Consider the following 13,788-nt stretch of genomic DNA (forward strand, 5'->3'; position numbering starts at 1 on the left):
CTGATCTCGTGACCGATAGCACGGACTCGCCCGAACCCCGGCCCGACGCCGTTCAGTCAGAGCCGAAGGTTTCCACCCGCGAACCGAACGCGGCCGACGACACGGCCGCCCCGGAGCCGGACGCGGGGTCGCAGGAGGCGCCGGAAGCGGCGGAGCCCAAGCGCACCAAGCGGTCCGCCGTGCGGGAGTTCGCCATCCTGGCGGTCATCGCGGTGGTGCTCTACTACGTGATGCTGACGTTCGTGGCGCGGCCCTACCTGATTCCGTCGGAGTCGATGGAGCCCACCCTGCACGGATGTCCCGGCTGTGTCGGCGACCGGATCATGGTGGACAAGGTCACCTACGACTTCGGCGTCCCGCACCCCGGCGACGTCATCGTCTTCAAGGGGCCGCCGGCGTGGAACGTCGGATACAAGTCGATCCGTTCGAACAACACCGCGCTGCGCTGGGCCCAGAACGCGCTGTCCTTCGTCGGCTTCGTGCCTCCCGACGAGAACGACCTGGTCAAGCGCGTTATCGCGGTCGGCGGGCAGACGGTGCAGTGCCGGGCCGACACGGGGTTGACGGTCAACGGCAAGCGGCTTTTCGAGCCGTACCTGGACCCGGCGACCATGATGGCCAGCCCGGCCGTCTACCCCTGCCTGGGCCCCGAGTTCGGGCCGGTCACCGTCCCCGCGGGGCGCCTGTGGGTGATGGGGGACAACCGGACGCACTCGGCGGACTCGCGCGCCCACTGCACCAGCACCCCGACCGACGCGCTCAAAGGCATCCTGTGTACCGGCGATCCGATGTCGGGCACCGTGCCGGTCTCCAACGTCATCGGCAAGGCCAGGTTCATCGTGTGGCCGCCGGGACGATGGGGCCTCGTGGATTCGGTGAACCCGCAGCGAAACCGGTAGCGATGGCTCGGATATGAGGGGGCCTTGGCCGCCGCGGACGGTGATCCGCAAGGCAGGGGGTTCGCGGGGGCTGCGCACCCTGGAGTCCGCGCTGTACCGCAGCGGTCTGGGGCCGGTGGCCGGGGTGGACGAGGTGGGTCGCGGCGCCTGCGCGGGCCCCCTGGTGGTGGCGGCCTGCGTGCTCGGCCCTGGAAAGCTGGAAAGCCTTGCCGCCCTGGATGACTCGAAGAAACTGACCGAGAAGGTGCGGGAGCGGCTGTTTCCCCTGATCCGGCGCTACGCGTTGGCCTACCACGTGGTGTTCATCCCGTCGACCGAGGTGGACCGGCGCGGCGTGCACGTCGCCAACATCGAGGGCATGCGCCGCGCGGTGGCCGGCCTGACGGTGCGACCCGGCTACGTGCTCAGCGACGGCTTCCGGGTACCCGGCCTGCCGATGCCCTCGCTGCCGGTGATCGGCGGGGACGCGGCCGCGGCCTGCATCGCCGCGGCCAGCGTGCTGGCGAAGGTCAGCCGGGACCGGCTGATGGTCGCCATGGACGCCGACCATCCCGGCTACGGATTCGCCGACCACAAGGGCTACAGCACCCCCGCGCACAGCACGGCGCTGGCCCGGCTGGGCCCGTGCCCGGAACACCGCCATTCGTTCATCAACGTCCGGCGCGTGGCGACCGGCTCACAGACCCGGGTGGTGGCCGACTGCGATCCGGACCCGCCGGACGGGCACGGCGAATACCGTTGAGGAAAGATGGGACCAATTCGCAACGAGAAGGACGTCTGACCAGATGAGTGCCGAAGATCTCGAAAAGTACGAAACCGAGATGGAGCTCTCGCTGTACCGCGAGTACAAGGACATCGTCGGTCAGTTCAGCTACGTCGTCGAAACCGAGCGGCGTTTCTACCTGGCCAACAGCGTGGAGATGATGCCCCGCAACGCCGACGGCGAGGTTTACTTCGAACTGCGCCTGTCCGACGCGTGGGTGTGGGACATGTACCGGCCGGCGCGGTTCGTCAAGCAGGTGCGCGTGGTCACCTTCAAGGACGTCAACATCGAAGAGGTCGAGAAGCCGGAGTTGCGGCTGCCCGAATAGCCGGCCCGGTCGGCCCGGCGCTCACCCCGGCCGACCGGGAGCTAGTGGTCTCGTTCGTAAGTTCGTCGGGGGTTATTACCAGACGCCGCTGGTGCCGAGTCTGCGCTGGCGGCGTCGAGACTGCGTTCAGCGCTCCCTTTTTCGCCTCGACGGCGCCGCCACCGCAGTCTCGGCACCTCAGCGAACGGGCCCGACGAATTAACGGGCAAGACCGCTAATCCTCGACGTCGAGAGGCAGGCGGCCCCGCCGCTCGATCACCGCCCGCGCCACGTCGGCGAGCTTGATGTTGAGGCTCTGCGAATGGCGGCGCAGCAGGTCGAAGGCCTGGTTCTCGCTCATGTCGTGCAGCAACATCAGCATGCCGACCGCCTTCCCGATCTCGCGGTTGCTGAGCAGGCCCCGCCGCAGGCTCGCGGCGTCTTCCCCTTTGGCCGTGGCGTTGATCGCCACGCTGGCGAACGAGGCCAGTACCGCGGCCGCACCGGCCGACTCGGCGTCGAACAGGTTGGGGGTGTCGCTGAACAGGTTCAGCGCCGCGGCCTTGCGCTTGTCGATCAGCAGGCGAAACCCCATGGCTCCGCGCACCGGTGTCTCCTCGACGAGGACCGCCGCCAGTTTCGGCCACAGCGACGGGGAAGTGAGGTCGGTGTCGATCTGGGGGGTCTCCTCCTCGATCGCATCGATGCAGGGGCCGTCCCCGACGCGCCGTTCCAGCTCGTCGATCGAGTGCGCGAGCCGGTCGCTGGCGCCGACGGTGACATACCGGCCGTTCTCCCGCAGCATCAGGCTGGCGTGGTCGCAGCCGCGCACCGTGAGGGTCGCGGCGATACAGATGGCCGAGTACATCTCACCCGGGTCCGAGCCCTGGTAGATGATCTCGGCGAGCGCCGCGAAGACCGTCGCCGGGTCGGCCCTCTCCCCGCCGGGCGGCGGGCCGGCCGGGCCGGTGTTCAAGTCGTCTACCACGTTGTGCCTCCCTCACGGCGGTGTCCGAGCGTAGTCCGGCCCGCCTCGTGGCCGTAGATTATCGGTCGGCAACGCGGCGCCGATGCCCTGTGCTGGGGTTGCCGGCCTGTCAGCGAGTCGCCGGGTCGCAGCGAGCGCCGCGGATGCGGCGCGCTGCGCCGCCAGCCTACGGCGTGGAGCCGCGGCCGTCGGCCGTAATCGGCGTACTTGTTTTGGTTGTCCCTCGGCAGGGAAGGACAGTGCACGTGGGAATAACCGTCGCCGTGACCGGACCGACCGGCGAGATCGGGATCTCCGCGGTGACGGCGCTGGAACGCGAGCCCGCGGTGGACGCCATCGTCGGGATGGCCCGCCGGCCGTTCGACCCGTCGTCGCGCGGCTGGATGAAGACGGTCTACCAGCAGGGCGACATCCTCGACCGGGAGGCCGTCGAAGCGCTGGTGGCGCAGGCCGACGTGGTGATCCACCTGGCGTTCATCATCATGGGCTCGCGCGAGGAGAGCGCGCGGATCAACCTGCAGGGCACCCGCAACGTCTTCGAGGCCACGGTCGCCGCCTCGCGGCCGCGGCGGCTGGTCTACACCTCGTCGGTGGCGGCGTACGGCTACTACTCCGACAACCCCGTACCGCTCACCGAGGACGTCCCGCCGCGCGGATCCCCCGAGCACTACTACTCCGCGCAGAAGGCGGCGTGCGAGCAGTTGCTCGCCGACCTCGGCGCGAATTCCCCGATCGAGGTGTTCGTGCTGCGGCCGTGCATCGTGGCCGGCCACACGGCGACCGTCCTGGCCGACGTGATGCCGTGGAACCGCTTGCCCGGCCCCCTGCGGGCCCTGGTCGGGGCGCTGCCGGTGCTGAAGCCGGTCGTGCCGGACCCGGGTTTCCCGCTGCAGCTGGTCCACAACGACGACGTCGCGGCGGCGATCGCGCTGGCGGCCACCGCCCCGGTGGCGCCCGGCGCGTACAACATCGCCGGTGACGGCGTGGTGACGGTGGCCGACGTCGCCAGGGCGCTGGGCGGCCGGGCGGTGCGGGTCCCCGCCGCCGCGGCGGCGGCGGCGTCCGCGGCGATCTCGAAGGTGCCGTTCGTCCCGTCCCTGCTGGAATGGCTGCACGTCGCACGGACCTCGATGGTGATGGACACGACGAAGGCCAAGACGGTGCTGGGCTGGCGGCCCCTGCATTCCTCGGCCGAGGCCCTGGCGGCGCTGTCCTCGGCGCTGTGAGGCACGCCGATGTAGTTTGATCCCATGGGGTTTCAGCGCTGCGCCGGGCCCGCTGGCGCCCGTACCGGCGGTGACAGCACCCGGTGGGCCGCGTAACGGCGCGTCGGCGGGTCCAGCGCCTCACCGCCGACACGTCGACCACCCGGTCGGACACCCTCGTCGTCGAGGAGCCGCTGGAGATCCGGGTCAACGGCGCGGCGGTCACGGTGACGATGCGCACCCCCGGCGCGGACGTCGAGCTCGCGCAGGGGTTCCTGCTCACCGAGGGCGTGATCGCGGGCCGCGGGGACGTTCTGAGCATCCGGTACTGCGGCGGCCGCGACGCTCGGGACGATGCCGGCGCCAACACCTACAACGTGCTCGAGGTGACGCTGGCGCCCGGCGTCGCGCCGCCCGATCTCGACGTCACCCGCAACTTCTACACGACGTCGTCGTGCGGGGTCTGCGGCAAGGCGTCCCTGGACGCGGTGCGGCTGAGCAGCCGCTTCCACCCCGGTGCCGACGGCGCCACCGTCGCCGCGGCCACGCTGCGCGCGATGCCGCGCAGGCTGCGCGCCGCGCAGAAGGTCTTCCAGAGCACCGGCGGGCTGCACGCCGCGGCGCTGTTCGCGGCCGACGGCGCCGTGTTGTCCGTGCGGGAGGACGTCGGCCGCCACAATGCGGTCGACAAGGTCATCGGCTGGGCGCTGGAGCACGAGCGGGTGCCGCTGGCGGCGTCGGTGCTGCTGGTCAGCGGTCGCGCGTCCTTCGAGCTCACCCAGAAGGCCGTGATGGCCGGGATCCCCGTGCTGGCGGCGGTGTCCGCGCCGTCGTCGCTGGCGGTCTCGCTGGCCGAGGAGTCCGGCATCACCCTGGTGGCTTTCCTGCGCGGCGATTCGATGAACGTCTACACCCGCGCCGACCGGATCACCTGACCGTTTGCCGCCCTCGGGCCGGCGCGCTTGTGGATACGTGCGCGACTGGGGATAACCGGCCCTTCGACCGGGGATCTCGCGCCCGCCGCGGCGCGCCGTGTCGGGGCCGCCGCGCAGGGTGGCAGGCGTGACGACAGAAAAGACGATGACCCGGGTGGAGTTGGGCGCGATGGGCGAGGCGCTCGCCGTCGATCACTTGACCCGGATGGGATTTCGGATCGTGGACCGCAACTGGCGGTGCCGCTACGGGGAACTCGACGTGATCGCCGCCGACGACGCCGCCCGCGCGGTGGTGTTCGTCGAGGTGAAAACCCGCACCGGCGACGGCTACGGCGGGCTGCCGCACGCGGTCACCCCGCGCAAGGTTCGGCGCCTGCGCCGGCTCGCCGGGCTGTGGCTGGCCGGGCAGGACGTGCACTGGGCCGCCGTGCGCATCGACGTGATCGGCGTGCGGGTCGGGCGGTGCCGCACCCCCGAGATCACCCACCTGCGGGGGATCGGCTGATGGCGCTGGGTCGGGCGTTCTCGGTCGCCGTGCGCGGGCTGGACGGCGAGATCGTGGAGATCGAGGCCGACATCTCCTCCGGCCTGCCGGGGGTGCACCTGGTCGGGCTGCCCGACGCCGCGCTGCAGGAGTCCCGCAACCGGGTCCGGGCGGCGGTCACCAACTGCACCGACAACTGGCCCCAGGCCCGGCTCACGCTCGCGCTGTCGCCGGCGACGCTGCCCAAAATGGGATCGGTCTACGACATCGCCCTGGCGGCCGCGGTGCTCTCGGCGCAGCGGAAAACCCCGTGGGAACGCCTGGAGAAGACGCTCCTGCTGGGCGAGCTGTCGCTGGACGGGCGGGTCCGCCCGGTGCGCGGCGTGCTGCCCGCCGTGCTGGCCGCCAAGCGCGAGGGCTGGCCGGCCGTCGTGGTCCCCGTGGACAACCTGGCCGAGGCGAGCCTCGTCAACGGCGTCGACGTCTGGGGCGTGCGCTCTCTGAGGCAGCTGCGGAGCTGGCTGTCCGGGTCCGCCCGCCTGAGCGAGCGGATCACGGCGGTCGCCACGGATTCGGAGCACTCGGCCGACCTCGCCGACGTGGTGGGGCAGGCGCAGGCGCGCTTCGCGGTCGAAGTCGCGGCCGCGGGCGCGCACCATCTGATGTTGACCGGGCCGCCGGGCATCGGGAAAACGATGCTGGCGCAACGCCTCCCGGGGTTGCTGCCGACGCTGTCGGACAGCGAGTCGCTGGAGGTCACCGCGATCCACTCGGTGGCCGGCCTGCTGTCGTCGGACACGCCCCTGATCACCAGACCGCCCTTCGTGGCGCCACATCACAGCTCCAGCGTCGCCGCGCTGGTCGGTGGCGGCTCGGGAATGGCGCGCCCGGGTGCCGTCAGCCGCGCCCACCGCGGGGTGCTGTTCCTCGACGAATGCGCCGAGATCAGCGTCGCCGCGCTGGAGTCGTTGCGGACCCCGTTGGAGGACGGGCAGATCCGTCTCGCCCGGCGCGACGGGGTGGCCTGCTACCCGGCTCGCTTCCAGCTGGTGCTGGCCGCCAACCCGTGTCCGTGCGCGCCGGCGGACCCGCAGGACTGCATCTGCGCGGCGGCGACCAAACGGCGCTATCTGGGCAAACTGTCCGGGCCCCTGATGGACCGCGTGGACCTGCGGGTGCAGATGAATCCGGTGCGGGCCGGGGCGTTCTCGGTCACCGACGGTGAACCGACCGACCGGGTCCGCCGGCGGGTGGCGGCGGCCCGCGAGGCGGCCGCCGCGCGGTGGCGGCCCCACGGGTTCCGCACCAATGCCGAGGTCAGCGGGCCGCTGCTGCGGCGCAAGTTCCGGCTCGGCAACTCCGCGATGGAGCCGCTGCGCAGCGCAGTGGACCGCGGGTTGCTCAGCATCCGCGGTGTGGATCGCACCCTGCGGGTTGCGTGGAGCCTGGCCGACCTGGCCGGCCGGGACCTCCCGGGGCTCGACGAGGTCGCCGCGGCGCTCAGCTTCCGGCAGATGGGGGCGCGGCGATGACGGCGCGGGCCGACGACCCCGCGGCCCTGGCCTGGGCCTACCTGTCGCGGGTGGCGGAGCCGCCCTGCCCCGAACTCGCCGCCCTGACGCACGCCGTCGGCCCGGTGGAGGCCGCCGACCGGGTCCGGCGCGGGCTGGTCGGCGACGACGTGGCGCGGCACACCGCGGCGCGACGGGAAATCGACCGGGCGGCAGCCGATCTCGAGCTGCTCGCCGCCCGCGGCGGGCGACTTATCACGCCCGACACCGACGAGTGGCCGCTGCTGGCCTTCGCAGCGTTCGGCGTGCGGCCCGGCGCGCGGCCGGGCGGGAACCCGCCGATGGTGTTGTGGGCACAGGGCCCGGCGCGCCTGGACGAGGTGAGCGAACGCGCGGCCGCCGTGGTCGGCACCCGGGCCTCGACCGCATACGGCGAGCAGGTGGCGGCCGACCTGGCGGCCGGCCTGGCCGAACGCGACGTCGCGGTGGTCTCCGGCGGCGCCTACGGCATCGACGGCGTGGCGCACCGCGCGGCGCTGAACTGCGACGGCATCACGGTGGCCGCCCTCGCCGGTGGGCTGGACGTCGCGTACCCGGCTGGCCATTCGGCGCTGCTGCACCGCATCGGCCGGCACGGGCTGTTGTTCAGCGAATACCCGCCCGGCGTCCGCCCCGCCCGGCACCGGTTCCTGACCCGCAACCGCCTGGTCGCCGCGGTCACGGGGGCGTCCGTGGTGGTGGAGGCCGGGCTGCGCAGCGGGGCGGCGAACACGGCCGCCTGGGCGCGCGCCCTGGGCCGGGTGGTGGGCGCCGTGCCCGGGCCCGTGACCTCGTCGGCGTCGGCGGGTTGTCACGTGTTGCTGCGTCACGGCGCCGAGCTGGTCACCCGGGCCGAGGACATCGTCGAGTTCGTCGGCCGCATCGGCGAGCTGGCGCCCGAGCAGCCGCGCCCGGCCACCGCCCTCGACGGGCTCAACCAGGCGCAACGTCAGGTGTACGAGGCGCTGCCGGGGCGCGGGGCCGCCTCGGTCGACCAGATCGCGGTGGCGTCGGGCCTGCCGCCGGAGCAGGTGCTGGGGCCGCTGGCGATCCTGGAGGTGGCCGGGCTGGTGCAGCGCGCCGACGGTCGCTGGAAGGTCGTCCGCGCCAACGCCGCCCGAGCTGGGCGGACGCCGCGGCTCGTATAGTCGACGTGAGCCGGGTCTGGACGGGAGGACAAGTGGCGGGTCGACCTCTGCAAACGTTTGAAGTCGTCAGCACACAACAGCTGGCACCACACATGATTCGGGTGCTGCTGGGCAGCAACGAGTTCGGCACCTTCGTGCCCAACAGGTTCACCGACACCTATGTCAAGATGGTCTTCGTCTCCGACGACGTCGACATGGCCGCGCTGCCGCGGCCGTTGACGCTGGACAGCTTCGCCGACCTGCCGCCCGAGAGGAAGCCCGCGGTGCGGACCATGACGGTGCGCCGCGTCGACGCGGCGAACCAGCAGATAGCGGTCGACATCGTCGTGCACGGCGAACACGGGGTGGCCGGCCCGTGGGCGGCCACGGCGCAACCGGGACAGCCGGCGTACCTGATGGGCCCCGGCGGCGCCTACACACCCGACCCGGCCGCCGACTGGCATCTGCTGGCCGGAGACGAGTCCGCGCTGCCGGCCATCGCGGCGGCGCTGGAAGCGCTGCCCCCCGACGCGGTCGGCAAGGCGTTCATCGAGGTGGCCAACCCCGAGGACGAGATCGCCTTGACCGCACCGGACGCCGTCGAGGTGCACTGGGTCTACCGCGGCGGTCGCGCCGACCTGGTGCCCGAGGACCGCGCGGGCGACCACGCACCGCTGATCGAGGCGGTCACCACCACGCCGTGGCTACCGGGGCAGGTGGACGTGTTCATCCACGGCGAGGCGCAGGCCGTCATGCACAACCTGCGGCCCTACATCCGCAACGAGCGCGGTGTGGACGCGCGCTGGGGGTCGTCGATCTCGGGCTACTGGCGGCGGGGCCGCACCGAGGAGACCTTCCGGCAGTGGAAGAAGGAGCTGGCCCAGAAGGAAGCCGAGGCCCAGGCGGCGGTTCGGTAGGACCGCACGCCCCACCAGCCGCGCCGGCTGGCATTCTCATCGCATGCCACATTTCGGGGACTACCAGAACGAGATCTACCTGCAGGGCCTGGCCGGGGTGGTGCCGCCGCTGCCGATGGCCTTCGCCGAGCTGGAGGCCAAGGCCGCGACGGCGCTGCCGCCGTCGGTGTGGTCCTACGTCGCAGGGGGAGCGGGCAACGAACGCACGCAACGGGTCAACTGCGAAGCCTTCGACGGGTGGGGGCTCGTTCCGCGCATGTTCGTCGGCGCCAAAGAGCGCGACCTGACCGTCGAGCTGTTCGGCATGACGCTGCCGAGCCCGGTCTTCATGGCGCCGATCGGCGTCATCGGCCTGTGCGCCCAGGACGGTCACGGCGACCTGGCCACCGCCCGCGCGGCCGCCCGCGCCGGCGTGCCCATGGTGGCCTCCACGCTGTCGGTCGACCCGATGGAAGACGTCGCCGCCGCGCTCGGCGACACGCCCGGGTTCTTCCAGCTGTACACGCCGACCGACCGGGAGCTGGCCGCCAGCCTGGTGCGGCGCGCCGAGGCCGCCGGCTTCAAGGGCATCGTCGTCACCCTTGACACCTGGGTCACCGGCTGGCGCCCCCGCGACCTGAGCACCTCGAACTTCCCGCAGCTGCGCGGCCACTGCCTGGCCAACTACACCAGCGACCCCGTCTTCCGGGCCGGCCTGCCACGCCCGCCGGAGGAGGATCCCCAGGGCGCGGTGCTGCGCTGGGTGCAGCTGTTCGCGAACGCCCTGAGCTGGGACGACCTCGCCTGGCTGCGCTCGCTGACCGACCTTCCGTTGCTCCTGAAGGGCATCTGCCATCCCGACGACGCGCGGCGCGCCAAGGACGGCGGCGTCGACGGCATCTACTGCTCCAACCACGGCGGCCGGCAGGCCAACGGCGGCCTGCCCGCGCTGGCGTCCCTACCCGAGGTGGTCGAGGCGGCCGACGGGCTGCCGGTGTTGTTCGACTCGGGGGTCCGCAGCGGCGCCGACGTCGTCAAGGCGCTCGCACTGGGCGCGACGGCGGTGGGAATCGGCCGCCCCTACGCCTACGGCCTGGCGCTCGGCGGCGCCGACGGGATCGTGCACGTGCTGCGCACGATGCTGGCCGAGGCGGACCTGATCATGGCCGTGGACGGATATCCGACCCGCAAACATCTCACCCCGGACACGCTGCGGCGCGTCGACTGAGGCGATCCCGCGGCGCCTGCGAACGTGGAGCCGTGGAGGCGGTCCTCGAGGAGTTCGACGAGTACCTGGCGCTGCAGTGCGGCCGGTCGGCGCACACCCGCCGCGCCTACCTGGGCGATCTGCGCTCGCTGCTGGCGTTCTGCGACGGGCGCGGGGTCGGCCTGGACGGGTTGAGCCTGCCGGTGCTGCGCTCGTGGCTGGCCGCGGCGGCCGGCGCGGGTGCGGCCCGCACGACGCTGGCCCGGCGCACGTCGGCGATCAAGACGTTCACCTCTTGGGCGGCGCGTCGCGGCCTGCTCGACGGGGATCCGGCCGCCCGGCTGCAGGTGCCCAAGGCGCATCGCACGTTGCCGGCCGTGCTGCGCAAAGACCAGGCCGCCGACGCCATGGCTGCGGCGAAATCCGGTGCGCAGCAAGGTGATCCGCTGGCGTTGCGGGACCGGTTGATCGTCGAGTTGTTGTATGCGACCGGGATCCGGGTGAGCGAGCTGTGCGGCCTGGACATCGATGACGTGGACACCCGGCACCGGCTGGTGCGTGTCCTGGGCAAGGGCAACAAGCAGCGCACCGTGCCGTTCGGGCTGCCGGCCGCCGACGCGCTCGCCGCGTGGCTGGCCGACGGTCGCCCCGCCCTGGTGACCGCGGCGTCCGGGCCGGCGCTGCTGCTGGGCGTCCGCGGCCGGCGACTCGACGTGCGCCAGGCCCGCACCGTCGTGCACCAGACCGTCGCCGCGGTCGACGGCGCGCCCGACATGGGGCCCCACGGGCTGCGGCACAGCGCGGCCACGCACCTGCTCGAAGGGGGAGCCGACCTGCGGGTCGTGCAGGAACTGCTGGGCCATTCCAGCCTGGCGACCACCCAGCTCTACACCCACGTCGCGGTGTCGCGGCTGCGGGCGGTGCACGACCAGGCCCACCCGCGGGCCTAGTTTCCACCGTCTGCTCGCGAGAGCAACTCAGCCGTCCAGCGGCTTGAGCCGCACCGGGGTGGACCGCAACAGGCCCAGCGGGTCGACGTAGCGGGCGCCCGACGCCGGTCCCCACATCGCACCCCAGTGCAGGCACGCCGGGGCCGGGCAGCCGGGGTGCCCGGCCAGCAACGAGCCGATCACCGTGCCCGCGGTCACCGCCTGACCGACCCGCACCGCCGCCCGGACGGGCTCGTAGCTGGTGCGCAGTCCGCCCGCATGGGCCAGCGACACGACCGGCCGCCCGGCCAGCGGCCCGGCGAACACCACGGTCGCGGTGCCCGCGGCGTACACCGGCCGGCCGGGCGCGCCGGCCAGGTCCACGCCCCGGTGGCCGGGCCGCCAGTCCGGCGCCGGGGCATCGAATCCCCGGGTCACGACCGGGCGCGGCCGCAGCGGCCAATCCAGCCGCTCGTCGCCGGCGGTCGCGGGCGCGGCACCGGCCACCGTCAGGCACAGCAGGAGCGGCAGGACCCGGCGCACCGGCCCAGTCCATTGCCGCGGCGGCCGCACCGCCAGTCGGGGCGGGGAGGTGCTGTGGAGAAACTACCTGCGCAGGCGGTGTAAACTCCTGGTCGCAGCTCGCTTGCGGGCTGACTTCGCGCGTCTGCAGCGCGACTCCCGTTCCACCAGGAGCTCGCACAGCATGCCGGGCGGTCCCGACCGGTTTTCCCCGGCCGGGTCCGGCACGCAGCAGACGCCAGGGCCCGGCCTCACCCGATGCCGGGCGGCAACCGACACACGTAAGGCACACCCATGGCCGTAGTCACCATGAAACAGCTGCTGGACAGCGGCACCCACTTCGGGCATCAGACCCGTCGGTGGAACCCCAAGATGAAGCGGTTCATCTTCACCGACCGCAACGGCATCTACATCATCGACCTGCAGCAGACGCTCACCTTCATCGACAAGGCGTACGAGTTCGTCAAGGAGACCGTCGCCCACGGCGGCACGGTGCTGTTCGTCGGCACCAAGAAGCAGGCACAGGAATCCGTCGCGGCCGAGGCCACCCGCGTCGGCATGCCGTACGTGAACCAGCGCTGGCTGGGCGGCATGCTGACCAACTTCTCCACCGTGCACAAGCGGCTGCAGCGCCTCAAGGAGCTCGAGGCGATGGAGCAGACCGGGGGCTTCGAGGGTCGCACCAAGAAGGAGATCCTGATGCTGACCCGCGAGAAGAACAAGCTCGAGCGCAGCCTCGGCGGTATCCGCGACATGGCCAAGGTGCCGTCGGCGATCTGGGTCGTCGACACCAACAAGGAGCACATCGCCGTCGGCGAGGCCCGCAAGCTGGGCATCCCGGTGATCGCCATCCTCGACACCAACTGCGACCCCGACGAGGTCGACTACCCGATCCCGGGCAACGACGACGCGATCCGCTCGGCCGCGCTGCTGACCAAGGTGATCGCCTCCGCGGTCGCCGAGGGTCTGCAGGCCCGCGCCGGCGTGGGCCGCGGCGACGGCAAGCCCGAGGTGGAGTCCGCCGAGCCGCTCGCCGAATGGGAGCAGGAACTGCTGGCCGCCGCGACAACGACAGCCACTGCCGGCGCCGAAGCTGCCGCGGGCACCACCGAACCAACCACTGACCCTTCATAGGAAGGCTGATATGGCGAACTTCACCGCTGCCGACGTCAAGCGGCTTCGGGAACTCACCGGCGCCGGGATGCTCGACTGCAAGAACGCGCTGACCGAAAGCGACGGCGACTTCGACAGGGCCGTCGAAGCGCTGCGGATCAAGGGAGCCAAGGACGTCGGCAAGCGCGCCGAGCGTGCCACGGCCGAAGGTCTGGTCGCGGCCAAGGGCGGCGCGCTCGTCGAGCTCAACTCCGAGACCGACTTCGTCGCCAAGAACGCCGAGTTCCAGGCGCTGGCCGACCAGGTCGTCGATGCCGCGCTGGCCGCCAAGGCCACCGACGTCGACACCCTGAAAGCCGCTCCCATTTCTTCGGGATCGGCGACTAAGACCGTCGAGCAGGCCATCGCCGACCTGTCGGCCAAGATCGGCGAGAAGCTCGAACTGCGCCGGGTGCAGTACTTCGACGGCAACGTCGAGACCTACCTGCACAAGCGGGCCGCCGACCTGCCGCCCGCGGTCGGGGTGCTGGTCGAGTTCGAGGGCTCCGGTCAGGACGCCGCGCACGCCGTCGCGCTGCAGATCGCCGCGCTCAAGGCGCGCTACCTGTCGCGCGACGACGTGCCCGAGGACGTCGTGGCCAGCGAGCGCCGCATCGCCGAGGAGACCGCCAAGGCGGAGGGCAAGCCGGAGCAGGCGCTGCCCAAGATCGTCGAGGGCCGGCTGAACGGCTTCTTCAAGGACGCGGTGCTGCTCGAGCAGCCGTCGGTGTCCGACAGCAAGAAGACGGTGAAGGCCCTGCTCGACGAGGCGGGAGTGACGGTGACCCGTTTCGTTCGCTTCGAGGTGGGCCAAGCCTAGGCAC

At 72.0% G+C, this 13,788-nt stretch carries 13 protein-coding genes and 2 pseudogenes; 13 read left to right on the forward strand and 2 right to left on the reverse strand.

What is annotated here, in order from left to right:
* The first annotated feature begins 8 nt into the window (after nt 1-8).
* The 3 genes and pseudogenes from lepB (at nt 9) to ACJ512_RS09130 (ending at nt 1,990) form a co-directional block, all read left to right on the forward strand.
* On the forward strand, nt 9-899 hold the full coding sequence (gene lepB / locus ACJ512_RS09120) for a signal peptidase I (protein WP_407688528.1): 891 nt from the start codon (nt 9-11) through the stop codon (nt 897-899).
* 13 nt (nt 900-912) lie between these two features.
* A pseudogene (locus ACJ512_RS09125) lies at nt 913-1,657 on the forward strand (ribonuclease HII); the annotation flags it as partial.
* A gap of 27 nt (nt 1,658-1,684) precedes the next feature.
* On the forward strand, nt 1,685-1,990 hold the full coding sequence (locus tag ACJ512_RS09130) for a DUF2469 domain-containing protein (RefSeq protein ID WP_076122808.1): 306 nt from the start codon (nt 1,685-1,687) through the stop codon (nt 1,988-1,990).
* Between the two features lie 214 nt (nt 1,991-2,204).
* Here ACJ512_RS09130 and ACJ512_RS09135 read toward each other — a convergent pair whose 3' ends face one another.
* The gene (locus ACJ512_RS09135; RefSeq protein WP_407688527.1) at nt 2,205-2,957 is read right to left on the reverse strand and encodes a GAF and ANTAR domain-containing protein; all 753 of its coding nucleotides are present in this window, start codon (nt 2,955-2,957) and stop codon (nt 2,205-2,207) included.
* Nucleotides 2,958-3,202: 245 nt separating this feature from the next.
* On the opposite strand from ACJ512_RS09135, the gene ACJ512_RS09140 reads away from it, so the two are divergent.
* The 8 genes from ACJ512_RS09140 to ACJ512_RS09175 all read left to right on the forward strand — a co-directional run bounded on the left by ACJ512_RS09140 (nt 3,203) and on the right by ACJ512_RS09175 (nt 11,311).
* Nucleotides 3,203-4,183, forward strand: coding sequence for an NAD-dependent epimerase/dehydratase family protein (locus tag ACJ512_RS09140; RefSeq protein ID WP_407688526.1), 981 nt, complete (start codon nt 3,203-3,205; stop codon nt 4,181-4,183).
* An 83-nt stretch (nt 4,184-4,266) separates the two neighbouring features.
* Nucleotides 4,267-5,097, forward strand: a complete 831-nt coding sequence (gene fdhD / locus ACJ512_RS09145; protein ID WP_407688525.1) for a formate dehydrogenase accessory sulfurtransferase FdhD — start codon at nt 4,267-4,269, stop codon at nt 5,095-5,097.
* Nucleotides 5,098-5,224: 127 nt separating this feature from the next.
* Complete coding sequence (locus tag ACJ512_RS09150) at nt 5,225-5,602, forward strand: YraN family protein (protein ID WP_407688524.1); 378 nt, start codon at nt 5,225-5,227, stop codon at nt 5,600-5,602.
* Nucleotides 5,602-7,113 (forward strand): YifB family Mg chelatase-like AAA ATPase, encoded by a 1,512-nt coding sequence (locus ACJ512_RS09155; RefSeq protein WP_407688523.1) that lies wholly within the window; start codon nt 5,602-5,604, stop codon nt 7,111-7,113. Before ACJ512_RS09150 ends, ACJ512_RS09155 begins: the two co-directional genes overlap by 1 nt.
* On the forward strand, nt 7,110-8,279 hold the full coding sequence (dprA, locus tag ACJ512_RS09160; protein WP_407688522.1) for a DNA-processing protein DprA: 1,170 nt from the start codon (nt 7,110-7,112) through the stop codon (nt 8,277-8,279). Before ACJ512_RS09155 ends, dprA begins: the two co-directional genes overlap by 4 nt.
* 32 nt (nt 8,280-8,311) lie before the next feature.
* Complete coding sequence (locus ACJ512_RS09165; RefSeq protein ID WP_407688521.1) at nt 8,312-9,175, forward strand: siderophore-interacting protein; 864 nt, start codon at nt 8,312-8,314, stop codon at nt 9,173-9,175.
* A 43-nt stretch (nt 9,176-9,218) separates the two neighbouring features.
* A complete protein-coding gene (locus tag ACJ512_RS09170; RefSeq protein WP_407688520.1) occupies nt 9,219-10,382 on the forward strand; it encodes a lactate 2-monooxygenase in 1,164 nt (387 codons plus the stop codon).
* Between the two features lie 32 nt (nt 10,383-10,414).
* The gene (locus tag ACJ512_RS09175) at nt 10,415-11,311 is read left to right on the forward strand and encodes a tyrosine recombinase XerC (RefSeq protein WP_407688519.1); all 897 of its coding nucleotides are present in this window, start codon (nt 10,415-10,417) and stop codon (nt 11,309-11,311) included.
* A 36-nt stretch (nt 11,312-11,347) separates the two neighbouring features.
* Here ACJ512_RS09175 and ACJ512_RS09180 read toward each other — a convergent pair.
* Nucleotides 11,348-11,869: pseudogene (locus ACJ512_RS09180) on the reverse strand (M23 family metallopeptidase); the annotation flags it as partial.
* Between the two features lie 237 nt (nt 11,870-12,106).
* Here ACJ512_RS09180 and rpsB point away from each other — a divergent pair.
* Nucleotides 12,107-12,946: a 30S ribosomal protein S2 gene (gene rpsB / locus ACJ512_RS09185; RefSeq protein ID WP_407689625.1), complete on the forward strand. Its 840-nt coding sequence runs from the start codon at nt 12,107-12,109 to the stop codon at nt 12,944-12,946.
* 10 nt (nt 12,947-12,956) lie between these two features.
* On the forward strand, nt 12,957-13,784 hold the full coding sequence (tsf, locus tag ACJ512_RS09190) for a translation elongation factor Ts (RefSeq protein ID WP_407689626.1): 828 nt from the start codon (nt 12,957-12,959) through the stop codon (nt 13,782-13,784).
* Nucleotides 13,785-13,788: the final 4 nt, after the last annotated feature.

Source organism: Mycobacterium cajalii (assembly GCF_045809005.2).
Taxonomy (GTDB): Bacteria; Actinomycetota; Actinomycetes; order Mycobacteriales; family Mycobacteriaceae; genus Mycobacterium.

Bases quoted from the DNA above. Each gene is read 5' to 3' on its own strand.
- ACJ512_RS09155 (WP_407688523.1), top strand. From the start codon at position 5,602: ATGGCGCTGGGTCGGGCGTTCTCGGTCGCCGTGCGCGGGCTGGACGGC.
- dprA (WP_407688522.1), top strand. From the start codon at position 7,110: ATGACGGCGCGGGCCGACGACCCCGCGGCCCTGGCCTGGGCCTACCTG.
- tsf (WP_407689626.1), top strand. From the start codon at position 12,957: ATGGCGAACTTCACCGCTGCCGACGTCAAGCGGCTTCGGGAACTCACC.
- ACJ512_RS09130 (WP_076122808.1), top strand. From the start codon at position 1,685: ATGAGTGCCGAAGATCTCGAAAAGTACGAAACCGAGATGGAGCTCTCG.
- ACJ512_RS09170 (WP_407688520.1), top strand. From the start codon at position 9,219: ATGCCACATTTCGGGGACTACCAGAACGAGATCTACCTGCAGGGCCTG.
- rpsB (WP_407689625.1), top strand. From the start codon at position 12,107: ATGGCCGTAGTCACCATGAAACAGCTGCTGGACAGCGGCACCCACTTC.